The sequence below is a fragment of the Erythrobacter alti genome (assembly GCF_037996805.1).
In the GTDB taxonomy this organism is placed as follows: Bacteria; Pseudomonadota; Alphaproteobacteria; order Sphingomonadales; family Sphingomonadaceae; genus Alteraurantiacibacter; species Alteraurantiacibacter alti.
The window spans coordinates 1-26,698 of sequence record NZ_JBBNAX010000002.1; the positions used below are offsets into that span (position 1 = coordinate 1).

Annotated in this window: 23 protein-coding genes; 13 read left to right on the forward strand and 10 right to left on the reverse strand. The window is 61.5% G+C overall.

What is annotated here, in order from left to right; genetic code table 11:
* Positions 1–1,996: DUF7507 domain-containing protein (locus AAC850_RS03490; RefSeq protein WP_340587236.1), on the reverse strand; the 1,996-nt coding region annotated here is incomplete at its 3' end.
* A 554-nt stretch (positions 1,997–2,550) separates the two neighbouring features.
* Between AAC850_RS03490 and serS the strand changes: the two genes are divergently transcribed.
* Genes serS through AAC850_RS03505 form a run of 3 tightly spaced genes read left to right on the forward strand, consistent with a single transcriptional unit; the run spans position 2,551 to position 5,680 of the window.
* Positions 2,551–3,831, forward strand: coding sequence for a serine--tRNA ligase (gene serS / locus AAC850_RS03495; RefSeq protein ID WP_340587237.1), 1,281 nt, complete (start codon positions 2,551–2,553; stop codon positions 3,829–3,831).
* Positions 3,831–4,586: a 5'/3'-nucleotidase SurE gene (gene surE, locus AAC850_RS03500; protein ID WP_340587238.1), complete on the forward strand. Its 756-nt coding sequence runs from the start codon at positions 3,831–3,833 to the stop codon at positions 4,584–4,586. Before serS ends, surE begins: the two co-directional genes overlap by 1 nt.
* Before the next feature lie 17 nt (positions 4,587–4,603).
* Complete coding sequence (locus AAC850_RS03505; RefSeq protein ID WP_340587239.1) at positions 4,604–5,680, forward strand: potassium channel family protein; 1,077 nt, start codon at positions 4,604–4,606, stop codon at positions 5,678–5,680.
* Between the two features lie 9 nt (positions 5,681–5,689).
* Here AAC850_RS03505 and AAC850_RS03510 read toward each other — a convergent pair whose 3' ends face one another.
* On the reverse strand, positions 5,690–6,100 hold the full coding sequence (locus AAC850_RS03510) for a DUF1761 domain-containing protein (protein WP_340587240.1): 411 nt from the start codon (positions 6,098–6,100) through the stop codon (positions 5,690–5,692).
* A gap of 73 nt (positions 6,101–6,173) precedes the next feature.
* Between AAC850_RS03510 and rimO the strand changes: the two genes are divergently transcribed.
* Entirely contained in the window at positions 6,174–7,550 is a 1,377-nt protein-coding gene (gene rimO / locus AAC850_RS03515; RefSeq protein ID WP_340587241.1) for a 30S ribosomal protein S12 methylthiotransferase RimO, read from the forward strand.
* Between the two features lie 115 nt (positions 7,551–7,665).
* Here the strand turns inward: rimO and AAC850_RS03520 are convergent, their stop codons facing one another.
* Both AAC850_RS03520 and AAC850_RS03525 read right to left on the reverse strand, forming a co-directional pair.
* Complete coding sequence (locus tag AAC850_RS03520; RefSeq protein WP_340587242.1) at positions 7,666–8,562, reverse strand: PRC-barrel domain-containing protein; 897 nt, start codon at positions 8,560–8,562, stop codon at positions 7,666–7,668.
* Positions 8,563–8,666: 104 nt separating this feature from the next.
* Positions 8,667–9,941, reverse strand: a complete 1,275-nt coding sequence (locus AAC850_RS03525) for a S8 family serine peptidase (protein WP_340587243.1) — start codon at positions 9,939–9,941, stop codon at positions 8,667–8,669.
* Between the two features lie 88 nt (positions 9,942–10,029).
* On the opposite strand from AAC850_RS03525, the gene AAC850_RS03530 reads away from it, so the two are divergent.
* Positions 10,030–10,512 (forward strand): RNA polymerase sigma factor, encoded by a 483-nt coding sequence (locus AAC850_RS03530; protein ID WP_340587504.1) that lies wholly within the window; start codon positions 10,030–10,032, stop codon positions 10,510–10,512.
* Entirely contained in the window at positions 10,509–11,219 is a 711-nt protein-coding gene (locus AAC850_RS03535; protein WP_340587244.1) for an anti-sigma factor family protein, read from the forward strand. Before AAC850_RS03530 ends, AAC850_RS03535 begins: the two co-directional genes overlap by 4 nt.
* A gap of 77 nt (positions 11,220–11,296) precedes the next feature.
* Here AAC850_RS03535 and AAC850_RS03540 read toward each other — a convergent pair whose 3' ends face one another.
* The 3 genes from AAC850_RS03540 to AAC850_RS03550 all read right to left on the reverse strand — a co-directional run bounded on the left by AAC850_RS03540 (position 11,297) and on the right by AAC850_RS03550 (position 14,302).
* Positions 11,297–11,647: a hypothetical protein gene (locus AAC850_RS03540; protein WP_340587245.1), complete on the reverse strand. Its 351-nt coding sequence runs from the start codon at positions 11,645–11,647 to the stop codon at positions 11,297–11,299.
* A gap of 106 nt (positions 11,648–11,753) precedes the next feature.
* Entirely contained in the window at positions 11,754–12,995 is a 1,242-nt protein-coding gene (locus AAC850_RS03545; protein WP_340587246.1) for an amidohydrolase family protein, read from the reverse strand.
* A complete protein-coding gene (locus AAC850_RS03550) occupies positions 12,992–14,302 on the reverse strand; it encodes an amidohydrolase family protein (RefSeq protein ID WP_340587247.1) in 1,311 nt (436 codons plus the stop codon). The genes AAC850_RS03545 and AAC850_RS03550 overlap by 4 nt, the downstream gene beginning before the upstream one ends.
* Positions 14,303–14,447: 145 nt before the next feature.
* Here AAC850_RS03550 and AAC850_RS03555 point away from each other — a divergent pair, with 145 nt between their 5' ends.
* The 7 genes from AAC850_RS03555 (at position 14,448) to AAC850_RS03585 (ending at position 23,811) form a co-directional block, all read left to right on the forward strand.
* Positions 14,448–15,248 carry a transglutaminase-like domain-containing protein gene (locus tag AAC850_RS03555; RefSeq protein WP_340587248.1) on the forward strand — a complete coding sequence of 267 codons (801 nt, stop codon included), beginning with the start codon at positions 14,448–14,450 and terminating at the stop codon, positions 15,246–15,248.
* Between the two features lie 86 nt (positions 15,249–15,334).
* Complete coding sequence (gene zwf / locus AAC850_RS03560; RefSeq protein ID WP_340587249.1) at positions 15,335–16,765, forward strand: glucose-6-phosphate dehydrogenase; 1,431 nt, start codon at positions 15,335–15,337, stop codon at positions 16,763–16,765.
* On the forward strand, positions 16,758–18,572 hold the full coding sequence (edd, locus tag AAC850_RS03565) for a phosphogluconate dehydratase (RefSeq protein WP_340587250.1): 1,815 nt from the start codon (positions 16,758–16,760) through the stop codon (positions 18,570–18,572). The genes zwf and edd overlap by 8 nt, the downstream gene beginning before the upstream one ends.
* Before the next feature lie 12 nt (positions 18,573–18,584).
* The gene (locus tag AAC850_RS03570; protein ID WP_340587251.1) at positions 18,585–19,562 is read left to right on the forward strand and encodes a glucokinase; all 978 of its coding nucleotides are present in this window, start codon (positions 18,585–18,587) and stop codon (positions 19,560–19,562) included.
* The gene (gene eda / locus AAC850_RS03575; protein WP_340587505.1) at positions 19,562–20,182 is read left to right on the forward strand and encodes a bifunctional 4-hydroxy-2-oxoglutarate aldolase/2-dehydro-3-deoxy-phosphogluconate aldolase; all 621 of its coding nucleotides are present in this window, start codon (positions 19,562–19,564) and stop codon (positions 20,180–20,182) included. The genes AAC850_RS03570 and eda overlap by 1 nt, the downstream gene beginning before the upstream one ends.
* Positions 20,179–22,953, forward strand: a complete 2,775-nt coding sequence (locus AAC850_RS03580; protein WP_340587252.1) for a phosphoenolpyruvate carboxylase — start codon at positions 20,179–20,181, stop codon at positions 22,951–22,953. Before eda ends, AAC850_RS03580 begins: the two co-directional genes overlap by 4 nt.
* 57 nt (positions 22,954–23,010) lie before the next feature.
* Complete coding sequence (locus AAC850_RS03585) at positions 23,011–23,811, forward strand: L,D-transpeptidase family protein (protein ID WP_340587253.1); 801 nt, start codon at positions 23,011–23,013, stop codon at positions 23,809–23,811.
* Positions 23,812–23,814: 3 nt separating this feature from the next.
* Here the strand turns inward: AAC850_RS03585 and tilS are convergent, their stop codons facing one another.
* From tilS to AAC850_RS03600, 3 genes are all read right to left on the reverse strand, one after another.
* Positions 23,815–24,774 (reverse strand): tRNA lysidine(34) synthetase TilS, encoded by a 960-nt coding sequence (tilS, locus tag AAC850_RS03590; protein WP_340587254.1) that lies wholly within the window; start codon positions 24,772–24,774, stop codon positions 23,815–23,817.
* Entirely contained in the window at positions 24,752–25,711 is a 960-nt protein-coding gene (locus AAC850_RS03595; RefSeq protein ID WP_340587255.1) for a tetratricopeptide repeat protein, read from the reverse strand. The genes tilS and AAC850_RS03595 overlap by 23 nt, the downstream gene beginning before the upstream one ends.
* Positions 25,712–25,829: 118 nt before the next feature.
* Positions 25,830–26,687, reverse strand: coding sequence for a helix-turn-helix domain-containing protein (locus AAC850_RS03600; RefSeq protein ID WP_340587256.1), 858 nt, complete (start codon positions 26,685–26,687; stop codon positions 25,830–25,832).
* Between the last annotated feature and the right edge of the window lie 11 nt (positions 26,688–26,698).

Here is a 26,698-nt window from a genome sequence, read left to right on the forward strand (position 1 = left end):
CACCGGCCGCATCGATCGTCCCGTCAGGACCATCACCGCCAACATCAATCACCTTCTTGTCGATCGCCAGCACCGGAAACTGGAAAACGGCGACCTGCGCATCAGCCGTGTCGGGATTGGTTTCGTTGGTATCGCCCGTGGCGGTATTGTCGATGAAGCCATCACCGAACCCATTGGTATTAATGTCGTTTTGCACGACTGTATAGCTGGCGGTGAATTGCCATACTTCGTTGATATCGAGCAGATCGTCCTGATCGAGATCACCGATATTGAAGCCAAAACCATCATCAACCGGAGTTGCAATAACGTGTGCGTAGGACTCGACCTGATCCATCATTGTCACGCCGGAAAGCGCGAAATTGCCTTCGTTCGAGATGGTCAGAAGGTAATTGATTACATCGCCGGCGCTGTCGACCTGGCCGGTCGCGCCGTAATCCGCACCATCCTCGACCGAGGTCACGAATTTCAATACTTCGATCGCCGGGCGCAGAATTAGCGGAGCGTCTTCTTCGTCGAAGTGCGAAACTTCGCCAGCTATCGACTGGGCGACCACATACGCGGTGTTGTCGATGTCACCATCGGGACCGTCGGGCGAATCATTGCCTTTGCTGTCGAGTTCGTCCTGCGTGACGGTATGTTCCGCAGTGTAAGACCAAATTTCGCCCACTTCGAGGACATTGTCATTGTCGCCAAAGATGTCTGCTCCACGAACAAGCGAACCGGGGTCGATGTTCGCGTCGGTCAGGATCACGTCGGTAAGATCGAGATCGCCATCATTGGAGACGGAGAACTGATAGATGATCTTGTCGCCGGCGGAATCTGCGCCAGTCAAACCATTTGGCCCGACGCCGCCCACAATTTGCGGAATTTCCTTTTCAATTTTGATGCTCGGGACAAGCTGGTGGTTGCCGATTGGATCCACCATGATTGTCGAGCCGACGGTCGCATTGCTCGCAACGGTGACAGTTTCATTGGCTCCTGTGGTTTGGATCCATCCAGGGAAGTCAGTGAGCACCTCGTCGATGACATAGGTTGCGTCAGTCTGGATGCCGTAGAACACATAAGTGCCGTTGGCGTCGGTCACGGTTGAACGTTCGTTGGCGTCCAGTGTGCCATTACCATTGGAATCGATGAAGATGGTCCATCCTTCGAGGCCCACTTCATCGTCGGCTGTACCAAGGATGCCGTCGACGCCAGCTTCCTGCCGGACGCCGTCGTTGTTGAGGTCGTTGAACTTGGTCCCCTGGAGCGTAACCGCGTCGACTGTCCGCCATTCCTCGAATGTCGCATCGGTACGGTAGTCGTCACCGGCGTAACCGAATTCGGTGTAAAGGTAGAGATAGGTATCGGCCGGGCCACCGCCCTGTGTTTCCAGGGCATCGACAGGGACAAGGATCGACAGGTCGGACCGTCCGCTGCCGGATGAATATGCATCGGTAAACAGAACCGAGACATCGTATTCGGTCGCGGCATTGCCGGGATCGACATTGTCCATATCGAACGCGAGATGCTGGGCCTGCAGTTGAGCCAGCGTGGAGATCGTCGCGTCAGTCGAAGTGTAAAGCTTGAACGAGTCCAGCGAGATCTGCTGCTGCGTAGGGTTGGCATTGCTCTCGTTCACGTCGAGCAGGAATTGGTAGTAATCAACACCATCGATAGTGATCACTGCGATTTCGCTGAGCTTGATCGTCTTGGTGAAGTTTGACGATGTCTTGATGTGCGGATTGGAAGGGTCTGGAGTGTCGGTGTTGAAACCGAATTCAGTTCCAGTGTTCTGAACGCCCAGGAAATCGTTGAAATTGCCGGTACCCGCGTTGACCGAACCGGTCTCCACGATTGCCCCATTGATGATAGCGGCCGAGCCGTCGATGCGGAGATCAACGTCGTCCTTACTGTCACCACTCAAATCGATAAGGTCTGGAATTCCAAGCGTCGTGTTGTCGTCGTCCCGGTCGTCAAATGCGCCGTCGCCGTCTTCGTCAACTCTGATAGGCATGCCTCTTCCCCCAACACATTGGCCCTGCAGCAGGCTCGAACTCCGCCAGCCGATTCTGGAACCAGCAGCACAGAGCGTGCCGGGCTTGACGGAAGTAAATTGTTAGGCGGCCCCCTCACGCGATTCTTTTGTCGCGAGTCGAATATGGTTAACAGTTAAGTCGTTCCAAATCAACGTGAAAGCATTTGCATTGTAAAATACGCATCTACTTGATGACTAATAGCGCGGCCACTTTGATGACTTAAGAAGGAATATCGATTCGGATTTTTTGCCTTGTTTTTCAAACTTGCAGCCGATCATTATTAAAATTTTTGCGGAGCCTTCGACAGGCGCGGCCATGAGTTAAAAAATGGCGGTCTGGCCAAGTGGCGGAACGCGCCAACACACAATGCCAGCTTACCGCGACTCAGGCCGCGAATTGACTGACAGTCGCTCCTCAGATTCAGCGGTTGCGCTGGTAATCTCGTCATAAGGCCGTGCGGCCTGATCGACGAGAAGTGTCCCGCCAACGTCATGCTGGACAAGCTGCCTCGCAAAAAGGCATAGGCGCGGCCATGCATGACATCCGGCAAATTCGCGAAAATCCCGAGGCTTTCGATGCAGCACTGGCACGGCGCGGGCTAGAGCCTCTCGCCTCTCGTATTCTTGCAATGGATGAGGAGCGTCGCGCGCTAACCACACAGTTGCAGGAAGCGCAGAGCCGCCGCAACGATGCGTCAAAGGCGATCGGCCAGGCCATGGGCCAGGGCGATACCGACAAGGCCGAGGCGCTGAAGGCCGAGGTTGCGGAGATCAAGTCCGCGATGCCAGCGCTGGAAGAGCGCGAGCGGGAGCTTGGCGACGAACTCTCCGGCCTCCTCGCCACCATCCCCAACCTGCCCGCCGACGACGTGCCGCAAGGCGATGACGAGAGCGACAATGTCGAAATCGCTCGCTGGGGAACACTGCGCGAATTTGCCTTCGAGGCGAAGGAGCACGCCGATCTCGGTCCGGCGCTGGGTATGGATTTCGAAACCGGCGCGCAGCTTTCGGGTGCGCGCTTCACCTTCCTGCGCGGCGACATGGCACGCCTCCACCGCGCCATCGCGCAATTCATGCTCGACACGCAGACGCGCGAGAACGGCTACACCGAATGCAATCCGCCGGTGCTGGTCAATGACGATGCGATGTATGGCACCGACAAGCTGCCCAAGTTCGCCGATGACAGCTTTCGCACCACCGATGACCGCTGGTTGATCCCCACTTCGGAAGTCAGCCTGACCGCCTCGGTCGCAGGCGACATCATCGCCGATCTCGCGCAGCCTATCCGCCTCACCGCGCACACCTTGTGCTTCCGCAGCGAAGCGGGTGCGGCGGGCAAGGATACGCGCGGCTTCATCCGCCAGCACCAGTTCGAAAAGGTCGAGCTGGTCAGCATCTGCGCACCCGAGGACAGCGAAGCCGAGCACGAGCGCATGACCCAATGCGCCGAAGGCATCCTCAAGGCGCTCGACCTGCCCTATCGCAAGATGTTGCTGTGCACCGGCGACATGGGCTTCGGCGCGCGAAAGACCTTTGATCTGGAGGTGTGGCTGCCCGGACAGGGCGCCTATCGTGAGATCAGTTCATGCTCCAACACGGGCGATTTCCAGGCACGGCGAATGAACACGCGATACCGCCCCGAGGCTGGCGGCAAGAAAACCGCTTTCGTCCACACGCTCAACGGATCGGGCCTTGCCGTGGGCCGCACGCTGGTGGCTGTACTGGAGAATTATCAGCAGGAAGATGGTTCGGTCATGGTGCCCGAGGCGCTGCATGGCTATATGGGCGGAGTGACACAGTTGACTCCCGCCTGATGCGCATCCTCCTGACCAATGATGACGGCATCCATGCGCCCGGCCTCGCTGTGCTGGAGACGCTTGCTGCCACATTATCGGACGATGTCTGGGTATGTGCTCCCGCAGAAGAAGCATCAGGCGCGGGCCATTCGCTGACGCTGCACCAACCCGTCCGACTGCGCGAACATGGTGAGCGGCGCTATTCGGTCACCGGCACGCCGACAGATTCGGTCAATCTCGCCCTGCGCAAACTGTTTGCCGACAAGAAGCCCGACCTCGTCATTTCGGGCGTCAATGCGGGCGAAAATCTGGGCGATGACATTACCTATTCGGGCACTATCTCGGCAGCGATGGAGGCCGCACTAGCAGGGATTCCGGCAATTGCGCTGAGCCAGGCCTATCGCGACAATGGTGCAAGCTTTTCGGCTACCGAAGGTTGGGGCAAGCGCGTGCTGGCGCCGCTGATCGATGTGACGATGGCCAAGCGCACGCTCGTCAACGTCAATTTTCCCGCCCTGCCCTCCGATCAGGTGCGCGGCATTCGCGTCGTGCGGCAAGGCTTCCACGACTACGGACGCGGTTCGCTGGTCGAAGGCGAAGATCCGCGCGGGCGGCCCTACTACTGGTTCGGCCTGCAGGATGCCGAACACACGCTCGATCACGGAACCGATCTGGAAGCGATCGAGGATGGCTATGTCGCGGTCACCCCCTTACAGCTCGACCTGACACACCACTCGGCTATCGGTGGTTTGGCGGAGCGGTTTGCGCAATGACGGGGGCACACTGATTTATGGCGCGATTGGAGAGGAAAGAAGATCGCAGCAGGCGCACCAAGCGCGGCTTTACCCCATTGCGCCGCGCCGTGCAGATACCCGTCTGGGGCGACCTAGGCATCCGCCTTTCCACCGCACTCGGCCTGATCTTCATGGTGGTGATGATCCACTGGTGGGATCGCGACGGGCTGGTCGACAATCTCGATGGCCACGTCAGCTTTCTCGACGTGATCTATTTCACCATGATTTCAATTACCACGACGGGGTTTGGCGATATCGCCCCGATCACTGACCGGGCCCGCCTGGTCGAAGCCTTGATCGTGACGCCGGTACGATTTGCCGTCCTCTTCATATTCGTGGGCACGGCCTACAATTTCCTTATAAAGCGCAGTTGGGAGAAGTGGCGCATGGCCCGCATACAGGAACAGCTGACCAACCACGTCGTGGTGCTAGGCTTTGGAGTCTCCGGCGCCGAAGCCGTGGAAGAGCTTATCGAGCGCGGAACCGATCCGGCTACCATCGTGGTTATGGATACGAGCGAAGAACGGCTCGAACAGGCGGAGGCGATGGGCTGCAACGTGATCGAGGCCGATGCCTCGCGTGACGAGAATCTCGAAGCCGTGCGCATTTCACAGGCCCAGACCGTGCTGGTTTCCGCCGGACGCGACGATTCCTCGATCCTCATTGTGCTGACCGTGCGCCATCTCGCGCCCAACGTCCCGATCAGTGTCGTCGTTCGCGCCGATGATAACGAATTGCTGGCACGACAGGCCGGTGCGGACAATGTCATCAATCCGGTGCGCTTTACCGGCCTGCTGCTCGCAGGTTCGGCCCGCGGCGCGCATATCGCCGAATACATGTCCGACCTCGCCTCGGTTACCGGACGCGTCCAGCTGGTCGAGCGCCCGGTCCTGCCCGAAGAAATCGGCAGGCCGCTCAGCGACCTTGCATCAGGCGGACGAGGCCTGCGAATTTATCGCAACGGCGCAGCCTGCGGCTTCTGGGAGCATGAGGCAGACAGCCTGCAGGCAGGTGACCTGATCGTTGAAATTCTGCCGGCTGAAAACAGCTTGGCAGACGAAGAAGTCGATTAGGCGCGCGTCCTAGCCCAGCCACGCATGGACAGCGCCCATCGCGATGTAAAACAGCAACCAGTAGCCCGCATCAATGAAGAACAGCGTCCTGCTTTTCTGGCTGAACAGGTAATTGGTGCCGATCGCCGGGACAATAAATCCCAGCGCAACTCCGAAGCTGGTCATCACCTTGACCGCAAAACTCAGGTCCTGCGCATAGCTTGAAAAGGTGTGCGCCAGCGTCCAGCTGGCGAGAAGCGAGAAGGCGAAAGCGCCGCCATAGATCATACCCATGCTGCCTTGCTTGATCTGCTCTTCGCTCAGGCCGACCGCGCCCATCCACTTCTTGCCCATGATCGGGCCGTACCAAATGCCGCCGACCACAAAGCCGGCGAGCGCACCGACAACTACGGCAATCCAGTTCACATCCAACAGGTTCATTTTCTGTCCCCTCTTGCAATCCCGACCATTGCTCTAGCCCAAAGCGCGGCGCAGGTGTAGGGGCGCGAGCATTATGGCAACGCAGATACAAGATCAGAAGAAAGTCGGCATGGTCAGCCTCGGCTGTCCCAAGGCGCTGGTCGATTCCGAACGCATCCTCACCAAGCTACGCGCAGATGGCTATGCCATGAGCGCCGATTACGCCGGCGCTGACGTGGTGCTGGTCAACACTTGCGGGTTTCTCGACAGCGCCAAGGAAGAAAGCCTCGAAGCGATTGGCGAAGCGATCGCCGAGAACGGCCGCGTCATCGTAACCGGCTGCATGGGCGAGGAAGCCGAGACGATCCGTGCACGCTTTCCGCAGGTGCTCGCGATTACCGGCGCGCACCAATATGAGGACGTTGTCGAAGCGGTTCACGAAGCTGCGCCACCGTCGCAAGGCCCGTTTATCGATCTCGTGCCGCAACCCGATGATGCGACGGTCAAGCTGACACCGCGTCATTACAGCTATCTCAAGATTTCAGAGGGTTGCAATCACTCCTGCGCCTTTTGCATCATTCCGCAACTGCGCGGCAAGCTTGCCAGTCGGCGGATCGATGCGGTCCTGCGCGAGGCGGAAAAGCTGGTTGCGGCAGGCACCAAGGAATTGCTGGTCATCAGCCAGGATACGTCGGCCTATGGCGTCGACACCCGTCATGAGACCCGCCCCTGGCACGGCCGCGAACCCCGCGCCCACATGACAGACCTTGCCCGCGAACTGGGCCAGCTGCGCACCGCCGAAGGCCATGCGCCGTGGGTGCGGCTGCACTATGTCTACCCCTACCCGCACGTCGATGCGGTGATCCCGCTGATGGCGGAAGGCTTGCTGACGCCTTATCTCGATATCCCGTTCCAGCACGCCGCGCCTTCGGTACTGAAAGCCATGCGCCGCCCGGCGAACGAGGCGAAGGTGCTCGAGCGAATCAAGAGCTGGCGCGCGATTGCGCCCGACCTGACGATCCGCTCCAGCTTCGTGGTCGGTTTTCCCGGCGAGACCGAGGATGATTTCCGATATTTGCTCGACTGGCTCGAGGAAGCCCAGCTCGACCGGGTCGGCGGGTTCCGTTTCGAACCTGTCGAGGGCGCGGCTGCCAATGCCTTGCCCAACCCCGTGCCCGAAGAGGTGAAGGAAGAGCGTTTCGCAAGGCTGATGGAAGTCACCGCACGTATTTCGACTGCCAAACTCGCCGCCAAGGTTGGCCGGACCTTGCCCGTCATTATCGATGAAGTGGGCGAGCCGGACGAGGATGGCGATATCGGCGCGACGGGCCGCAGCCAGGCCGATGCTCCAGAAATCGACGGTGCGGTCTATCTCCGCAACGTTCCTGACACGCTCGCACAGGGCGACATCGTGCAGGTTGAAGTTGAAGACGCCGACGCGCACGACCTCTTCGGCGTCATCACGCACTGATTCATCCCGCACAAAAAAGGCGACCTCCGCTCCGGTTTTGCACCGGAACGAAGGCCGCCTTGGTTGTCCCTGCCGTCTTGAGGACGGGGAGAACAGCAGCAGGGACTAGGAGTTGTTACGGAGTGGGGTTGTCTTCCGTGGCAGGAGCCGGTTGAGGGGTCGGCTGGGTCGAACCTTCGGCAGAGCCATTGCCCATCACCAGCGCATCACCTGCGGCGGTGAAATTGCCCGCGGGAACTAGGCGTTCGGCATTGCCATTGCTGACAAGGACCTGCTGCACCTGGCCGCGCTGGTCGGCCACGATCTCGCGAACTTCGCCGATCCGCGCACCGTTCGAGGCAAGCACATCCATGCCGGGCGCTACGGCGAAACTGCCTTCACCCTGCGATGCGCCGCTTCCTTCGGTTGCAAGCATGGTCGGCATGAGCGAGCCGGTCGCCGAACCGTTGCCCGAGCCACTCGCAGACCCACTGCCGGTGATCGAACCCGCGCCATTGGCGGCACCCAAGGCCTGTCCGGCCGCACCACTTGCTGTCGCGCGGGCAGAGCCTGCCACGCCAGCCGCAGTCGAGCGTGCCGAGCCGACCGTGCCGGTAGCGGTGTTACGCACCTCGCCGACAGTACCGCGAACGGCATCGGTGCCGACCAGCTGCGCACTGGCAGAACCGCTACCCGAAGCGTTGCCCGAGCCGCTGGCGCGGGCATCGGTGTCGCCCAGGGGGCTGGACAGGAGCTGGTCTGCGTCGCCGGTCAGCGAAGCGTCAGCGCGGCGGTCAGCTTCGACCCGGCCACGACGGCGATTGACCCGCGTATTGCCTTCGGTCGATCCGCGTGCATCAAGCGTACCGCGTGTCGTGCTGCTGACTGTGCGATCGATGCCGCCGATCGTGCTGTCGAGCGAGCCGCCTGCACCACCAAGAATGCTGCCACCGCCGCCAAGCACCTGTGCGCTGGCAGGGGTTGCAATCATGGCAATCGCGAGAGCGGTCGTGAAAGTAAGAGCCTTTTTCATATCGAATTCCTTTCGTCTGCTTAGCCGGGCGAAGTCTCGTATCCGGCTGACAAAAGGAAAACGGATGGCGCGTCAGGCTTAATCCATCCGGTGTGAAAATTTTTTTAGCGACGCGCTCCGCAGCCCCGGCAAACAAGGCCGCGACCATAGGTATCGTCGGCCCCGCGTGGGCCAAGATCATGCGCCTCTGCATCAAGCGACCGGCGCCAGTCGCGGCCACCCGCCAGCGCTGCGGCAATGCGGGCTGCGACGAGCGGGGTTGCATAGGACGTGCCGCGCAGGCGCTGGCTGCGACCGCGTCGGTCCAGGCCGAAAATATCTGCGCCGGGAGCAGCATAATCGAGATGCAGCGCCCTTCCCGCCTCGATCAGCGCGCGTTCGCGCCGGTCGACGGCGGTCACGGCCACCACGCCCCGGTAAGAGGCCGGATAGGCCGGAGGCGCGGCGGGACCATCGTTTCCGACTGCGGCAACCACCACCGCGCCGCTTGCCTGCGCGGCAGCGATGGCGCGCGACAATATCGGGTTGTCGGGTCCGACAAGGCTGATAGTGATAACGCGCGCTTCCTGCTGCGCAAGCCAGCCGAGCGCACGGGCAATCGCCAGCGCGTTTCCGCCAGCACCATCGGTGCCGTAAACGTCCGCCGCGTAGATCCTGCTGGCTCCGGCAGATCGCAACAGGCTGGCGACTGCGCTGCCATGATCGCTCGGCTCTCCCGCTCCGCGCGCGAATCCGCGAAGCGCGGTGATAGGGACCGAGCGACCGGGCGCACCGTCGATCATGCCGACCGGAGTGTTGGTGCCTTGCCTTCTGACTGGAGTTGCAGGCGCGGAAGCAGGCAGCGCGGAGCCGCCTGAACGGAAATAGAGATTATCGGCGGAGACTGTCGCTTCGGGAAGCAGGGCTGAAAGGTCTGCCTCCGCATCGCCCAGATCGACGCCTTGCGGCACGGCGATCCGTATGACTTCCATGTCCAGACCTTCAACCTCCTCGCGCCCAAGCACGCGATAGCCGCGCGTTTCGGCTAGCAGGATTGCAGCCGGGGATGCATCCATCAGAAGCAATTCTCCACGCCGGGCGGGTTCGCCGCGCACATCGCGCTCGATAATGTCGCTATTGCGGCGCACCAGCCGGTCGATGCGGCGCACGCGATCTTCTGCCAATTCCTGAACTTCGCGTGCAAGGCTATCGGTCAGGCGGTCCGTCCGATCCAGCAGCGGGTCGAGCACACTGCCTGGAAGATTTTGGGGCAGGTTTTGCGGCAGCTCCTGCACCGGAGGCACACCCACTTGCACCCCGCCCAGACCCATTTGCGCGCCAGCCGGCACAGCCAGCAGAAATGCAAAAGCGGTGGCAATCAGGGAAAAAGGTCGGGTCATCGGATGTCTCTTGCAACTTTTTCGATTAAGCATGGATGAAACGAGCGTCGCCAGCCGTTTAATTCATACAAAGGCAAGGACACTGAAAATTTCCTTCGAAGAACAGGTGCTGGACCTTCTGCCCCGGATGCGACGGTTTGCCGCCGGTCTGACAGGTCATCCTGCAGACGGAGACGATCTTTGCCAGATGACAATAGAGCGCGTGCTGACCTCGCAGGACAAATGGCAGGAAGGCACGCGGCTCGATAGCTGGATGTACAGGATCATGCGAAACCTCTGGATCGACGAAACCCGCTCCCGCAGCCGCCGGAGCCAGACCTTTGTGGCTGAAGATGCCGGTTTGGGTATCGGCGGCGAAGGGGCGCAGGAAGCGACGGTCGAACTCTCGAATGTCGACCGCGCCATGCAGAAATTGCCCGAAGATCAGCGCGAAGCGGTGTTGCTGGTGATGGTCGAGGGGTATGCATACAAGGAAGCCGCCGAAATCGTCGGATGCCCCGTCGGCACGCTCAATTCGCGGCTGGTTCGCGGGCGCGATGCGCTGATGGCAATGCTGGAGGATGCGGCATGAGCAATACCGACATCACCCAGGAAGAGCTGGCGGCATGGGCCGATGGCGAAATTTCCGGCGCGCGAGCCCTCTTCATCAAGGCCGCGGTGGCAAATGACTCCGGCCTGCAGGCGCAGGTCGAAGCCCATAGGGCGCTCAAGGATCGCCTGTCTGCGCATTTTGCCCCGATTGCGGAGCAGCCCGTTCCCGACCGTCTGGCAGACCTGCTCAGACCCAAGGATGCTGAAGTCGTCGACTTTGCCGCGGCGAAGACACGGCTCGAGGAAAAGCGCCGCCTGCCACGCTGGAGCTGGATCGCCGGACCCGCGCTGGCTGCGAGCCTTGCGCTCGCAGTGTTCCTGCCGCGCACTGGTGATGACGTGCCGGGCGATCCATATGCCGGAACCCAGCTTGCCGCAGCGCTCGATACGCAGCTTGTGGCAGATCAGGACGCATCCGCAGACACGCGCATCCTGCTGTCGTTCCAGAACAATGGCGGTGAGTTTTGCCGAGCCTACGCCGGTTCCGAAGCGGGCGGGATTGCCTGCCGCGACGACACCGGCTGGCGGATCGAGACAATGGGCAGCGGTAGCGAAACAGGCAGAACCGAGTTCCGTCAGGCCGGCGCCGCGCAGATCATGGCCGCAGCACAGGACATGGCGGCGGGCGATGCTCTCGATGCCGATGCCGAGGCAGCAGCGCGCGAAGCAGGTTGGCAGGCGGACTGATCGCCCAATGCACGCAAAGAAAAGGGCCGGATCGCTCCGGCCCTTTTTGTATGTGCTTCTGTATGAGGCGCTGATGTCTATTCGACGGTGACGCTCCAGGCGCGGTAGCCGCGCTCGGCCATTTCTTCGATGTAATGCGTACGCTCGTCGATCAGTTCGTTGCCGTATTCTTCCCACGCATCGCGGCGATCTTCCAGGTCGGACGCGCGGCGAAGGTCGCTGGACAATTCTTCCTGCGCTTCGATAATGTTGCCGCGATAATCGAACCAGAAGCGGTTTTCGATTCCGGCGATTGGCGCGGTAAAGATCTCGGCTTCCTGCTGGCGGGCCCACTGTTCTTCATAAAGCACGTCGCTGGCGACCGCAGGAGCGGCAGTCGCCCCCATGACGCAAGCGGCGATAGCGCATTTTGCGAAGGAAAATTTCATGTCTCGTCTCCTTGTTTGGCACCGGCGCGATGCCGGTTGTCATGGAGCAAACGAGTGGAGCTTCGGGTTTAATCCCGCGCTCCTTCGAAATTTTCCGCAAATGTGATTATCGGACCGCGGTGCTGACGACCTCGCCTTCGATGACCACACCTGTCGCATGGCTGGTGTATTCGAACGGATCGCCGTCGAACATCGCCAGGTCGCCGTCCTTACCGACTTCGAGGCTGCCGATGCGATCATCCATGCCGATGATGCGGGCTGCATCGATTGTCACGCTCGCCAGCGCGTCTTGAGGTGTCAGGCCATTGCCGGCGGCGAAGCCTGCTTCCCACAGGACCACGCGGGTCTTGGGAACATAGGCCTCATAACCCGATTGCAACGCGAACAGGATGCCTGCTTCGGCCAGCACGGCGGCAGTGGTGAAGGCGGCGTTTTCCAACTCGCCTTCGTTGCGCGCCATGGTCGGATGCAGGATGATGGAAACGCCCGCTTCGCGCAGTTCATCCAGCATCAAATGCGCATCTGCCGCACCATCGATGATGACGGTGAAGCCGAATTCCTCTGCAAGCCGCAGCGCGCTTTGCATGTCCTGCATACGGTTGGCGGTAATCATCAGCGGCGTCTCGCCTGCAAGCACCTGTGCGAAGGCTTCTTCCACCAGATCGCGGCGACCGGGATTGTCCTCGTCACGCTCGCCCGGACCGAGATGGTCTTCTTCGGGGTCCGCCCCGCCTTGCGCAGCGACAAGCGCCTGACGCAACATCGCCATCTGCTTGGCGCGGGTGCCGGGAGAACTGTCCTGATCGAGCGCCCATGCACCGAGATTGGCGGCGATCATCGTGCCATCTTCGACCAGCGCAGCATCGACGGTGTTGCCACGGGTCTTCACCACCATCGTCTGCCCGGACACCAGCGCGCCAGGGCCGTGGCCGGTGTGGAGCGTGGTGACACCCAGCTCGCGCACCCATTGCACCAGCCGGTCATGCGGATTGTAGGCGTCGATTGCGCGCAGATGCGGTTGCACCGGCGCGGAATCGTCCAACTGGTCCTGATCGTCCGGCTGGTTGAGATAGCCCGTCAAGCCGACGGTCGAATGCGCATCCACCAGGCCGGGTGTAACAATCGGTGCCTGCAGCACCTGAACGCCCTGCGGAATGGTGATCTCGCTTGCAGGCCCGACTGCGATAATGCGGCCATCTTCGATCACCACGACACCATCCTCGATCACGCCTTGCGGACCCATGGTCCACACCTGGCCGCCGCGAACAGCGATATCCTGCGCCATGGCAGTGGAAGAAAGAAGCGCGACAGCAAGGCCGGCGGCTAGTGTCTTGACCAGAGTTTTCATCGTGCTCCCTCCAGCATGTGAGCCTCGCGCTCGAGCACGTGGGTTGTCGCCTGCGGATTGCCTGCGCCATGTCCGCCGGTGGCTTGCAAAAGGTCGTCGGGATCGTCGCGGTCGAACAGCAATTCGCCCAGCACCCATGTCTCGAGCAAGTCGGTGTAGACGCTCAGCGGATCGCCATCGAGCAGCAGGAAGTCGGCATATTTGCCCGGCTCGAGGCTGCCCACGCGGTCTTCCAGCCCCAATTGCACTGCGCCGTTGATGGTGAGCGCACGCAGCGCCCCGTCGCGGCTCATCCCGCCGCGAACCGCCATCCCCGCGTGACGGAACATCATGCGGCTGTCGATGATATTGTCATCCGAATGGAGAGAGAGGAAGACACCCGCCGCCTCCAGCGTGGCAGCTGTTTCCAGACTGGCCTCCATAGCTTCCAGCTTGCCGCCGGGGCTGTCTACGAGGATAGCGGAAACCGGCACGCCTGCCGCCGCAATTTCACTCGCCACACGGCCGCTTTCGATGCCGTGCTGGATGAGCATGTCGAAGCCGAATTCCTCGCGCAGGCGCAGCGCGGTCATGATGTCGTCCGAGCGGTGCGTGTGAAAATGGACGAGGCGATCCCCTTCGAGCACTTCGCACATGGCATCCATGCCGATGTCGCGCGGACGACGATCACCGCCGCAATATTCCTGCGCAGCAACGAAATGCGACCGCACCATCGCGGCCGAGCGCGCGCGGGTTGAGGGGAAAGCCGGGTTGTCGCGAATGGGGTTGGTCCCGTTCGCCATCTTCATCCCGCCCAAGATGCTGCCATCAGCGCTCAGATGCGCCATGGCCTCGATCGAATTGCCATCGGTCAGATGCATGTAGAACGTTTGCCCGCTCATCAGCCAGCCGCTGCCCGGCATGATGTTGGCAGTTGTGACCCCGCCCGATCGCGCACGCGGAATGGAACTGTCGCGCACGTTGATGGAATCGAGCGCCCGCACATCCGGCTGGATCGCGGCAGACTGGTCCGCTCCCGAAACCTGACCGATATGCGAATGGGTGTCGACAATGCCCGGCATGATGACAAGGCCCGTGGCATCGCGCACTTCGGCTCCGCCGGGTATCGCTGTATCGGGGCCGCCGACCGCCACGATCCGGCCCTCATGCACTATGAGAATACCACCTTCGATTGTGCCGGTCCCGCTGGAGCCGTTCATCGTGTGAATGGTCGCACCCGTAAATGCGATCGGGGATTCCTGCGCGGTCGCTGGCGACGCAACGCAGACGCCCAGCGATATCGACGCATACAGCGCCGCTTTTATCATTCGCATAGTGTTCCTCTCTAGTTACAGGCGAGACTAGTAGAAGCTCGACCGCGCGCAAGCCCGATTGCGGCGCGCCGAGCGAAGAATTGCGGAAAACATATTCGGCACTGGCGGAACAGCCCGGATTGGCCCACGTTGGGCGCACATGCCCATAGATATAAAAACCAGCTTCGCCTTCGATCTCGACCGGCCCACAGACCTGCTGTTGCAGTTCCAGGCGGCTGCCATTCCGGAGCAGCATATAATCGACAGCGATACCTGGCTGACCAAGGCGCAGCACATCGCCAACGTCCCGGCGCAGGATGCTATCGGAGAGCGTATCTGGATACGTGCCGACGGGCCGTACAAGGTCGATTACACCGCAACGGTCGAGGTCAATCGCAAGGTTGCCGACGTCAGCGGGCTCAACAGGCTCGATCCGCATGACCTGCCGGGTGAGGCCGTGGAATACGTATTCGATTCGCGATACTGTCAGGCCGACCGTATGCACACCTTCGTGGATGATCGGTTCGGCAAATATCAGGGCGGCGAGAAAGTCGCGGCCATGCGCGACTGGATTGCGGACAATTTCACGTACGAAGCAGGGACGTCGGATGCCAAAACCACCGCGCTCGATACTTTTGTCGAGCGGCGCGGGATCTGCCGCGACTTTGCCCATGTCATGATCAGTTTTGCGCGCGCTGCGATCATCCCGGCGCGCTATGTCAGTTGCTACGCTCCGGGCGTCAGTCCTCCAGATTTCCACGCGGTCGCCGAAGTTTTCCTGGAAGACCCCGATCTGAAGGGTGGCGGTTCGTGGCAGATCGTCGATGCGACGGGTATGGCTGACCCGGCAAAGACAGTGAAAATAGGGATTGGGCGCGATGCTGCCGATGTCAGCTTCCTGACCACGTTCGGCATCTCGTCGTTCAGGAACAGCACGGTCGAAGTGACTGAAACGGGTTGAGCTATGGCACATGGGGGCGGCGGACATTGCGCGGCATCGGTTGGCGAGGCTATCTCGGCGGCTGATATTAGGAGTTTGGAACGACAATGAAGACCGCGGCTGATACGCTGATCCTTTTCGGGGCGACGGGCGACCTTGCGCAGCGCATGTTGCTGCCCTCGCTGTGCGCGCTCGACGCCGACGACCTATTGTCCAACGATCTGCGCATTGTGGGAACGGCCCGGTCCGAATTGGACGACAATGAATTTCGCAACTTCGCGCGCGAAGCGATCGAGAAGCACCTGCCAGCCCATCGTCGCGGTGGCATGGCAGATTTTCTCAATCGCCTGACCTACTCTCAACTCGATGTCACCACGCCCGATGGTTACGCCGACTTGGCAGAGAAGGTCGGCAAGGATCGGGAGATTGCGATTTTCCTGTCCACCGCGCCGAGCCTGTTCGAACCCACGATCAAGGGTCTCGCCGAACATGGCCTGGCGGACAGCAATTCGCGTATCTGCCTTGAAAAGCCGCTCGGCACCGATCTGGAAAGCTCCTGCGCCATCAATGATGCCGTGGCCGAGGCCTTCAGCGAAGAACGGATTTTCCGCATCGATCACTATCTCGGCAAGGAGACGGTGCAGAACCTGATTGCGCTACGCTTTGCCAATATCCTGTTCGAACCGCTGTGGAATTCGCAGCACATCGATCACATCCAGATCACCGTTGCAGAGACGGTCGGTCTCGAAAGCCGGGTCGATTTCTACGATGGCGCGGGCGCGCTTCGCGACATGGTGCAGAACCACATGCTGCAATTGCTGGCGCTGGTGGCGATGGAACCGCCAAGCAGCTTCGATGCTGGCGCGGTGCGCGACGAGAAGGTAAAAGTGCTGCGCGCGCTGCGCAAGGTTGACGACAAGGAAAGCGTCACCGGCCAGTATCGCAGCGGCGCATCGAGCGGCGAGATTGTTCCCGGTTATGACGAGGAACTGGGCCGAGACAGCAACACCGAGACATTCGTCGCACTGAAGGGCCATATCGACAATTGGCGCTGGCAAGGCGTGCCTTTCTACATGCGCACCGGCAAGCGGCTGGCTGAACGCGTGACCGAAATCATCGTCCAGTTCCGCTGCGTTCCGCACTCGATTTTCCCCGGTGCACGGTTGCAACCGAACAAGCTGGTCATCGGCATCCAGCCCGAAGAAAACGTCACGCTGTCGATGATGGCGAAAGTCCCGGGCATCGAGGAAGAAGGCATGACCTTGCGCGAAGTGCCGCTCGATATTGCCATGCCCGATGCCTTCACCGGCAAGCACAAGCGTATCGCTTACGAACGGCTGCTGCTCGACCTGATCAACGGCGACCAGACGCTGTTTGTCCGCCGTGACGAGGTTGAGGCACAATGGAACTGGGTGGACGATATCCGCGCCACCTGGGAAACGGGTGGCAAGCAGCCCAAGACCTACAATGCCGGAAGCTGGGGGCCGAGCGCCGCCATCGCCCTGGCCGAACGCGACGGGGTAAGCTGGCATGAGTAATCTCGATCCGACCATCGCCCGCGTCACCGACCGTATCATCGCGAAATCGAAAGAAAGCCGCGCGGCCTACCTCTCGCTGATTGCGCGAGAAGCGGAGAACCGTCCCGATCGCGGGCAGGTCAGCTGCTCCAACCTGGCCCATGCATTTGCAGGCGCGCTGGAGGACCAGGAAGCGCTCAAGTCCAATCGCGGGCCCAATATCGGCGTTGTCACATCCTACAACGACATGCTTTCGGCACATCAGCCCTATGGCCGCTATCCCGAACGGTTGAAGATCTACGCCCGCGAAGTCGGTGCCACCGCTCAGGTTGCTGGTGGCACACCGGCCATGTGCGACGGTGTGACGCAGGGCGAGACAGGCATGGAACTCAGCCTGTTCAGCCGCGATGCCATCGCGATGGCGACCGGCATTGCGCTCAGCCATGCCATGTATGACGGAACCTTGCTGCTGGGGATTTGCGACAAGATCGTGCCCGGCCTGCTGATCGGTGCATTGCGCTTCGGCCATCTGCCCGCGATCTTCGTGCCAAGCGGTCCGATGCCCAGCGGGGTTTCCAACAAGGAAAAGCAGCGCGTTCGCCAGCTTTACGCAGAGGGCAAGGCAAGCCGCGCGGAGCTGCTCGACAGCGAGCTCGGCAGCTACCACTCGCCGGGCACTTGCACCTTTTACGGCACCGCCAATTCCAACCAGATGATGATGGAGATGATGGGGCTGCACATTCCCGGAAGCGCCTTCATCCAGCCCGGAACCAAACTGCGCCAGGCGCTTGACCGCGAGGCTGTCCACCGCGTTGCTGCCATGAATGCCGATGGCAATGATTATCGTCCGCTCGGCCACTGCGTCGATGAAAAGGCCATTGTAAATGCCATGGTCGGCTTGCTCGCGACTGGCGGCTCGACCAATCATGCGATCCACATCCCCGCATTTGCCCGCGCTGCCGGGGTGCAGGTGGACTGGACCGATCTCAGCGAACTCAGCTCTGCCGTGCCGCTTCTTTGCCGCGTCTATCCCAATGGATCGGGCGACGTGAACCACTTCCACGATGCCGGCGGCATGGGTTTCGTGGTGCGCGAACTTGTTGGTGCCGGCCTCGCGCATGGTGATGTCATGGGCGTCGGCAGTGAACGCGGCATGGGTCAGTATGCGCAGGAGCCGGGGCTTGATGGCGACGCACTCACCTGGCGCGATGTCGGACCCTCGGGCGATGACGAAATGCTTCGCACCGCGGACGCGCCTTTCCAGAGCGATGGCGGTATGCGGCTCGTGACCGGCAATCTGGGCCGCGCCTGCTTCAAATCCTCTGCGGTCGCGCAGGAGCGCTGGACGGTGGAAGCACCGTGCCGCGTATTCCAGACCCAGCATGACGTGCTGGCCGCGTTCAAGGCGGGCGAACTGGACCGCGATGTGGTGGTCGTGGTCCGCTTCCAGGGACCGCGCGCCAACGGAATGCCCGAATTGCACAGCCTGACACCGCCATTGGGCGTCTTGCAGGATCGCGGATACCGCGTGGCACTGGTCACCGATGGCCGCATGTCGGGCGCCAGCGGCAAGGTTCCTGCTGCCATCCACTGCTCGCCCGAGGCGTTGGGAGGCGGCCCGCTTTCCTTGCTGCAGGATGGCGATGTAGTGAAGGTCTGCGCGGCGACCGGAGAACTTTCCACCACGGCAGATCTCTCTGCGCGCACCCCCGCATCCGATCCTTCTCCCGATATCGGGACGGGCCGCGAATTGTTCGCCATGTTCCGGCAATTGGCGGACGAGGCCGAAAAAGGCGGCAGCGCCATGCTCGCCACCGCTGGTCTTTAAGGGAGACGAGACATGACCGAGATCGTCACAGTCGACATCGGCGGCACACACGCCCGCTTTGCCATCGCAAGCTGCGGCAAGGATGGCGCAATCACGCTCGGCGAACCGATCACGCTTCACACCGAAGACCATGTAAGTTTCCAGACAGCGTGGGAAGATTACCGCGCACAAATGGGCGGGACATTGCCGCCGCGCGTAGCCATGGCAATTGCCGGTCCGGTGGGCGGCGAGGTCATTCGCTTCACCAACAATCCTTGGATCATCCGCCCCGCCCTGGTGCAGGAGAAGCTCGGCGCAGAGCAGCACGTCATCGTCAATGACTTCGAAGCGGTTGCCCATGCCGTGGCCCGCGCGTCTGACGGCGAATTCCTGCACCTTACTGGTCCAGAAGGGGCCCTACCTGCCACCGGTCGCCTGACCGTGCTTGGTCCGGGCACCGGGCTTGGCGTGGCGCACCTTTACCGTGAGGCTGACGGCAACTACCGCGTGTCCGCGACCGAGGGCGGCCATGTCGATTTCGCCCCGCTCGACCAGATCGAGGATGCCATCCTTGCCCGCCTGCGCAAGCGCCACAACCGTGTCTCTGTCGAGCGCGTGGTCGCTGGCCCAGCTATTGTCGATATCTATCAGACACTTGCCGCAATGGAGCACAAGAGCGTGCCCGAGATGAGCGACATCGAGATCTGGACCAAGGGCATGAGCGGCGAGGACAGTCTCGCCGCGGCAGCAGTCGATCGCTTCTGCCTCTCTCTCGGCTCGGTCGCCGGTGACATGGCGCTGGCGCATGGCGCGAAGGCTGTGGTCGTCGCTGGCGGTCTTGGATACCGGCTGCGCGATCATCTGCCCAATTCCGGTTTCGCCGAACGATTCCGCGCCAAGGGCCGGTTCGAAACGCTGATGGCCGGATTGCCCGTCAAATTGATTACCCACCCCCAGCCCGGCCTGTTTGGCGCGGCGGCTGCCTTCTTCCAGAAATTCGGAGACAAATGATGAGTGCACCCGGTGACATCGAAACAATCATGCGCAGCGGGCCGGTCATTCCGGTGCTGGTGGTCGACGATATCGGTCACGCCCGCGAAACCGCCGAGGCGCTGGTTGAAGGCGGCCTCAAGGTCCTTGAAGTGACCATGCGCACTCCCGAAGCCTTGCCGGCCATCCGCCGCATGAACCTAGTTCCCGGCGCCATCGTCGGTGCCGGCACCGTGCTCAATGACAAGCAGCTTGATGAGGCACTGGCCGCAGGCAGCGAGTTCATCGTGTCCCCTGGCTTGACCGACCTCCTGGGCCGCGCAGCTGTAAAATCGGGAATCCCGTTCCTGCCGGGTATCGCCAATTCCGGCGATATCATGCGCGGGATGGACCTGGGGCTGAAGCATTTCAAATTCTTCCCTGCCATGGCCGCAGGCGGCATCCCCGCGTTGAAGGCGCTGGCTGCCCCGTTCCACAAGGCAAAATTCTGCCCCACCGGCGGCATTTCGCCCGCCACCGCGCCTGACTGGCTTGCACTCGATCCGGTGCTATGCGTCGGCGGAAGCTGGGTCGCGCCCAAGGGAGCCTCGCCCGAAGAAGTCGTGCGTCTTGCCCGCGAAGCCAGCGAGTTACCTGTGTGACCGGAATCGCAGACCTTACCGACCGCCTTCAGCAACTCCACCGCCGGACGGAGGAGACGCCGCTGTTCAATCCGGTGTTCCAGCTCGCGCATGACCTTTCGCGCGAGCTTGAGGCCGGCGAGATTTCGCTCGACGATATCGAAGCCGCGATCGCCGAATTGGAAGTGAAGGCGTTGGGCGAGCGCGCCGGGCGAATCAACCGCATGGTCGCCCCAATCGATGCGTCAAGCAATGAAGATGCACTGGCCGAAACGCTCGAAACCGGCGATTTTGCGCAGTTTCGCCAGCGGTGGGAACGGCCCAACCTGCACGCGGTTTTCACCGCTCACCCGACCTTCCTGCTGACTCCGCAGCAATCCGAAGCGGTTGCCAATGCGGCTTCGACGGGCGAGGAAATTTCCGCCGATGTCGTCGGTGACGAGCGCCCGCAGGTCACGCTGGTATATGAACACGAACGCGCGATGCGGGCCATTGCGCATGCGCAAATAGCACGCAACGCCATCGTGGCGCAGGTGCTCGCCCATGCCCGCAAGACATGGCCGGACCAATGGCACGAACTTGCCCCGTTGCCGTTCCGCTTTGCCAGCTGGGTCGGCTACGACATGGATGGCCGGACCGACATCACATGGTCCAATTCGATCGGCTTCCGCCTGTCCGAAAAGGCAGAGCGGCTGCGTCGTTATGTCGCCGGACTGGAAGCGATCGATGCCGAGCACGAATTGCTCGAACAATTGCGCCCTGCCGCACTTTATGCGCTTGAAAGATCGCAGGATTTCGCTGCCGATCTCTCTGATCCGGCCGCCTTGTCGGTCGCGGCCAATCGCCTGACATCAAACGATCCGCACAAATTGCTGAGCCTCGCGCCGATTATCGACGCACTCGAAGCGGAAGCCACGCAGAGCGATGATGGCGAACGGGCGGTAGAGCTCAAGACTCTGGCCGCTGCCATGCGCGCCGACGGGCTGGGCATGGGCTGGATCCACTTCCGCGTGAACGCGAAACAGCTCCACAACGCCATTCGCCGCCGGGTCGACCCGGAGGGCAATCTCGATCTTGCGAGCAAGGGCGCGGTGGTGCACCTGCGCCGCGCGATTTCCGAATTGAAGCCTCATCGCAGCAATTTCGGTGCGCTAGCCATCGAGGCCAGCACGGCAATCCGTCAATTCCTCGCCATGGCGCAAATCCTGCAGCATATCGACGCCGACGCGCCGATCCGCATGCTGATCGCCGAGTGCGAAGAGCCTGCGACGGTCCTCGCCGCGCTCTATTTTGCCAAGCTGTTCGGTATCGATGACAAGGTCGATGTCTCACCGCTGTTCGAAACCGAAAGCGCGCTCGAACACGGCGGTCGCTTCCTCGACGAATTGCTCGCCGAGAAGGTGTATCAGGATTACGCCCGCGAGCGCGGACGTGTCTCTATCCAGGCCGGTTTCTCCGACGCCGGGCGATTTGTCGGGCAGGTGCCTGCCAGCCTCGCAATCGAACGGCTCCAGGGTCGCCTCAGCCAGGCGATGGAAGACAACGGCCTGACCGACGTCGCGGCGCTGATCTTCAACACCCACGGCGAGAGCATGGGTCGCGGCGCGCATCCCAACAACATGGCCGACCGGCTCGATTGGGCGCTGTCGCCCTGGGCCAAGCGCCGCTTTGCCCGCGCAGGCATCGTGCTGGAGCCGGAAGTCAGCTTTCAGGGCGGCGACGGTTATCTGTGGTTTGCAACGCCTGAACTGGCGCGTGCCATGCTCACCCGCATTGCCTGCTTGCGTCCGTCGGAAACCGATGCCGATGCGCCGAAAGACAGCTTTTACCAGCGCACCGACCTGAGCCTCGATTTCTATCGTGCGGTTAAGGATCACCAGCGCGAACACCTCGAAAGCCGCACCTACAGCCGTGCGATCACCGCGTTTGGCCTCGGCCTGCTCAATTCCACCGGCAGCCGCGTCAGTCGCCGCCAGAGCGACCTGAATGCGGACCGCGATATGAGCCTGCGGCAAATCCGCGCCATCCCGCACAACTCGATCCTGCAACAGCTTGGCTATCCGGTGAATGTCATTGCCGGAATCGGTCATGCCGCGGAAAACAATTACGAGGAAATCGGCGCATTGCTGGCGGAAAGCCCGCGTGGACGTGAACTGGTGCGGCTTGTGCGCGCAGCCAATGCCCTAGCCAGCGTCAAGACGGTCGCGGCCTATGGAGAGTTGTTCAACTCCGCCTATTGGGCCAGCCGGCCCTATCGCGGCACCGAGAGCCATCTGAGCGACGCTTGCGAGAGCCTGAGCGAATATCTGGTGAAGGACGACCGCGTCGGCACTTTCCGCCGCCTCGCCAGTCGCCTGCGGGTGGATGCAATGAAGCTGCACCGCCTGCTCGAGCATGTCCCAAATGAAGCGCCTGTTGACGGGCGCGAGGACAAACGTCGGATGATCGGCGTTTTGCAGGCACTGCGCATCACTTTGCTGCAATCCATGTTCATCCGTGCTGTCAGCGTGCCGGTCTTCAGCCGCGCAAACGACGTCAGCCGCGACGATGTGCTGGAGATGATCTTCACCCTGCGTGTCGATGAAGCGCTGGCGCAATTGCGGCGGGCCTATCCGGTCAGCTTCCCGCGCATTTCGCGCTTCGACCTGACCGAGCCGACCGACTGGCCGGACGGATCGGACGAGGGATATGAAGCGATCCACCGCGACTTCGTGGATCCGATCGAGCGCGCCTATGGCCTCAGCCTCCGCATCTCCACCGCCATCGCTAATGTCTTTGGCGCACATGGTTAGCGCGGTTTAGTCTTTCGCGCCCGGCCGTCTCGCTACGGGACGCAGGGCGCGGAAGGAGTGGGACTCGCGACCGATTTCGCCTATATGCAAGCTATGAAGAATGGCGTGAAATGGATTGGCGGACTGGCACTTGGCGCTGTGGCGCTGGTGGCGAGCGCTATGCTTGTCGGCAATCCGCTTGAAGCGCAGTATGCACCCGAGGTCACGCTGACGGCGGACGATGTGCTGGCAAGTGATGACAGTGTCGCTGATCCAGACACTCTTTCGCCTGCGCTGGCAGACGGTGATTACTACGCCAACGATCCTGTCTCCGAAGAAGAACGGCTGCAATACGCCTCAAATCCCGTCGTACAGGACATTACGCCCTACGATCCCGACAATCCCTTCGTCATCAAGCGCGTGCTGCCGATCGAAGGAGTAATTCGCTACGGCGAATGGCATTGGGATGATGAGGGCGTGACTGACGGCCCGCTGGTGATTACGGTCGACCTCGAAGCACGGGTCATCAGCGTTTTTCGCGACGGCTATGAAATCGGCGCGGCTGCCGCGCTGCTGGGCACCGAAAGGCATCCGACACCGACCGGCGTTTTCCCGATCCTGACCAAGGAACGGCACAATGTCTCCGAGAAATACAACAATGCGCCCATGCCTTGGACGCTGCGGCTGACTTGGGATGGCATCGCCATCCACGGCGGCTCGACCGTGGAATTGGGCTATGCCAGCCACGGCTGCATCGGCGTGCCCGATGAATTCGTCTCGCGCCTGTATGACATCGCTCAGGTGGGCGATGTGGTGATCATTACCGATGGAGTGATGACAGGCGTCGGCGGCTCGCTGAATTACAATATTGGCGGCTAATACTTAGCCGGTCTTGCGCGGCGGTTCGGGGCGAAAGACCCATTCAGCGCCTTCAACGCTCGCAAGAACTCCGCCGAGGTTGCCCTTGCTGCCTGACTGCAATGCATCGACCAGATCGGCCACCTGGCCTCCGCGCGGCTTTGCTCCGAGCTTCACGATCAGGCGATTGACGACAATCAGCCTGACTGCACGCGGTGCCAACGGGCAGTAGCGCCACTCATCGCCGGTTTGCCTGACTTGCCTGGAAAATTCCTCACTTGCCACCCAGCCCAGCGCTTCGGCCGCCTCTGCCAGGTTTGAAGCACTGGCCGACATGGAGGCGACATCAACCCATTGGACTTGTGCCAAGGCCTGCCGCATCCTCACCCGGTCAAAATTTCGGTCGGAGTTACTGGGATCGTCTGCCGTTTCCAATCCGCTCGCGGCGACCACTCCTGCCAACTCCGCACGGCGAAACTGTAGCATGGGGCGCAGGACTTGCACTTCCTGCCTTCCCCATTCACCTCGAGCGCGAATCCCTGCAAGCCCCGTCAGGCCCGCTCCACGATTGAGCCGCATCAACAATGTTTCGACCTGGTCGTCTGCATGGTGCGCTGTGGCGATGGCTTGCAACCCCTGGCGAAGCACCCAATCGGCCAGTGCATCATAACGTGCAGTCCGCGCTTCGGTCTGCACATTGCCGACACCAACTCGCACGCTAAGCACCTCGCACGGCACGCTGCGGTCCTCGCATGCGGAAACGACCAGAGCGCATTCGTCCTTCGCTTCGGAGCGCAAGCCGTGATCAACCGTCGCGACCTCGAACCCGCCCGGAATGGCCTCCTGCGCTAGCAGCAACATTGCCATGGAATCCGGCCCGCCGCTCACGGCGAGACCCAGCTTCCCCGCTTCGGGATTCAGCCGGTCGAGCGCGTTTTTGAAGCGCTCGACAAGTTCGGCATCAATTGCAGTCGACCCGGGCACCGAGGCCTTCGTACATTCTCTGCAAACGGCCCACGGCGAGCGCGGGATAGCCTTCGCCGAACTCTGCGAGGGCAATGCAGGCGCGGCGGGTATCGCCCAGCGCGATCATGCTTTCGGCGAGATAGAGCAGGCTGTCGGCAGCGCGCTCGCCCTGCCCGTCGCTCTGGTAATTCTCGAAGAAATGCGTCGCTGCGGCGCGTGGTTCACCGGCATCGAGGAAGGCGCGTCCGAGCAGGTTGCGGCCGCGCGAATTGAGCGGGTGGCCGGGGAACTGCTCCAGGTAAAGCGACAGCTGCTGTTGCGCTTCGGGATAAAAGCCCGCGTCCCACAGGCGGAAGCCATAGGTGTACTCGTCGTCACCGCGATCGCCGGTAACGGGCTTCACGATGGCCTCCACGGCCGCGACACGCGCTGCACTGGGAGTGGACTGCGCCGGCTGCGGAGGCGGCGCGGGCAATTCCACGCTTTCATCTGGAACCGGTATCACGCCGGTTGGCCGTGATGCTGGGGTCGGCGTCGGTGCGGGCGTTGCAGTGGCGAGCGAACCTCTCGGCACGGTGCCGCCGGTCTCGAGTGCAGCAAGCCGCATTTCCATGGCGGAAAGCGCATTTTCGTTCACTTCTGTCGCGGCAGTGAGGCGGGCGAGTTGGCCTTCGATGGCATCAAGCCGCGCCAGTACATCGGTCAGCGGCGTGGTAGTAACCTGCGGTGTTACCTGTTGCTGGTTGCGAGCTTCCGGCCTGATCTCCGGTTCAAAGAAGCGTTCATCTCCGCCAGGGAATACCGCCCGCTGGAGCGCACTGATCTGTCGCTCCAGCCGGTCCATGCGCGCATCGGACTGGGCTGCTGCAGGGGTAGCTACGACCACCAGTGCCGCGCCCAGCGCGCCTGTCAGGATCTTCGGGGTAAGCGCCTTGGGTGCGCACATCCATTTCATCGCCACGTTTCCTCCGGCAAATTTCAAATTGGCAGGCATCGTGCCAGATCGCGGCAAGATAGGGGATTAACGACGGCGTGAAAGCAGCGAGAAACGCGTATTCCCCCGCTAATCGCGCTTATTCGGCTGCGGCGCCAGCGGTGGAATCGGCGCTCGGGGTCGGCGGCGGTGCGTTGCGCGCCAGAAGTGCCTGCGCCGAGACTTCGACGTCCGACAAGGTTTCCAGCTCTTCCGACAATTTGGGTACGGCCTGACCGCCGATTGTTATCGCCAACAAATCCGGGCGACCGGTTATGATGCGCGGACCCACGGCATCGGACGGAATTGTGTAGGTGTCACCTTCGGCCAGCGTCCGTTCGCTCAGCACGCGATTTTGAGCATCGTAGAAACGCACCCATACCTCGCCCTCTGCAGTGAAGACTACCTCGCTCGACGCATCGATCGCAGGGGTTGCTTCTGCGGTTTCCTGTTCCTGCTGCGCTGCCGCCTGTTCCTCGGCCAGCAGGTCTTCCTGCTCGGTCAGTGAAGGCAGGTCCGCAAACAGAACCCGTGCAGCGAAAAATACGCCCACCAGCAGGATCACGACGGCAAATAGCGAGAACCAAACGAGCTTTCCGCCCGGCGCGCGATTGGGATCGCCGGGCTCGAATGTGCCACCGGATGCCACCGCGGCATTGCGCTGACCTTCCTGCTCATGCGCGATTTCCTCACGGACCATGGCGACGACGTCGCTCTCGTTCAGGCCGACTGTCCTTGCCAGAGTACGCGAGAAGCCGATCGCGTAGGTCTTGCCAGGCAAGTCATTGAAATTATTTGCCTCGATGTTTTCGATGTGGCGGCTGGAGATACGCGTTTCGGCAGCCACCTGGTCGATGGTGAGCCCCTTGGCCTCGCGAGCTGCCCGCAACTGCGGGCCGACGCCTCTGGGCGTGTCGTCAATCTTGGCGATATAGTTGAAATCTTCGTTCTCGGACATTTGCGCTCCAG

Coding starts and splice junctions, on each gene's coding strand:
- serS (WP_340587237.1), top strand. CDS start 2,551: ATGCATGACATCCGGCAAATTCGCGAAAATCCCGAGGCTTTCGATGCA.
- surE (WP_340587238.1), top strand. CDS start 3,831: ATGCGCATCCTCCTGACCAATGATGACGGCATCCATGCGCCCGGCCTC.
- AAC850_RS03505 (WP_340587239.1), top strand. CDS start 4,604: ATGGCGCGATTGGAGAGGAAAGAAGATCGCAGCAGGCGCACCAAGCGC.
- AAC850_RS03510 (WP_340587240.1), bottom strand. CDS start 6,100: ATGAACCTGTTGGATGTGAACTGGATTGCCGTAGTTGTCGGTGCGCTC.
- rimO (WP_340587241.1), top strand. CDS start 6,174: ATGGCAACGCAGATACAAGATCAGAAGAAAGTCGGCATGGTCAGCCTC.
- AAC850_RS03520 (WP_340587242.1), bottom strand. CDS start 8,562: ATGAAAAAGGCTCTTACTTTCACGACCGCTCTCGCGATTGCCATGATT.
- AAC850_RS03525 (WP_340587243.1), bottom strand. CDS start 9,941: ATGACCCGACCTTTTTCCCTGATTGCCACCGCTTTTGCATTTCTGCTG.
- AAC850_RS03535 (WP_340587244.1), top strand. CDS start 10,509: ATGAGCAATACCGACATCACCCAGGAAGAGCTGGCGGCATGGGCCGAT.
- AAC850_RS03540 (WP_340587245.1), bottom strand. CDS start 11,647: ATGAAATTTTCCTTCGCAAAATGCGCTATCGCCGCTTGCGTCATGGGG.
- AAC850_RS03545 (WP_340587246.1), bottom strand. CDS start 12,995: ATGAAAACTCTGGTCAAGACACTAGCCGCCGGCCTTGCTGTCGCGCTT.
- AAC850_RS03550 (WP_340587247.1), bottom strand. CDS start 14,302: ATGATAAAAGCGGCGCTGTATGCGTCGATATCGCTGGGCGTCTGCGTT.
- AAC850_RS03555 (WP_340587248.1), top strand. CDS start 14,448: ATGCCCATAGATATAAAAACCAGCTTCGCCTTCGATCTCGACCGGCCC.
- zwf (WP_340587249.1), top strand. CDS start 15,335: ATGAAGACCGCGGCTGATACGCTGATCCTTTTCGGGGCGACGGGCGAC.
- edd (WP_340587250.1), top strand. CDS start 16,758: ATGAGTAATCTCGATCCGACCATCGCCCGCGTCACCGACCGTATCATC.
- AAC850_RS03570 (WP_340587251.1), top strand. CDS start 18,585: ATGACCGAGATCGTCACAGTCGACATCGGCGGCACACACGCCCGCTTT.
- eda (WP_340587505.1), top strand. CDS start 19,562: ATGAGTGCACCCGGTGACATCGAAACAATCATGCGCAGCGGGCCGGTC.
- AAC850_RS03595 (WP_340587255.1), bottom strand. CDS start 25,711: ATGAAATGGATGTGCGCACCCAAGGCGCTTACCCCGAAGATCCTGACA.
- AAC850_RS03600 (WP_340587256.1), bottom strand. CDS start 26,687: ATGTCCGAGAACGAAGATTTCAACTATATCGCCAAGATTGACGACACG.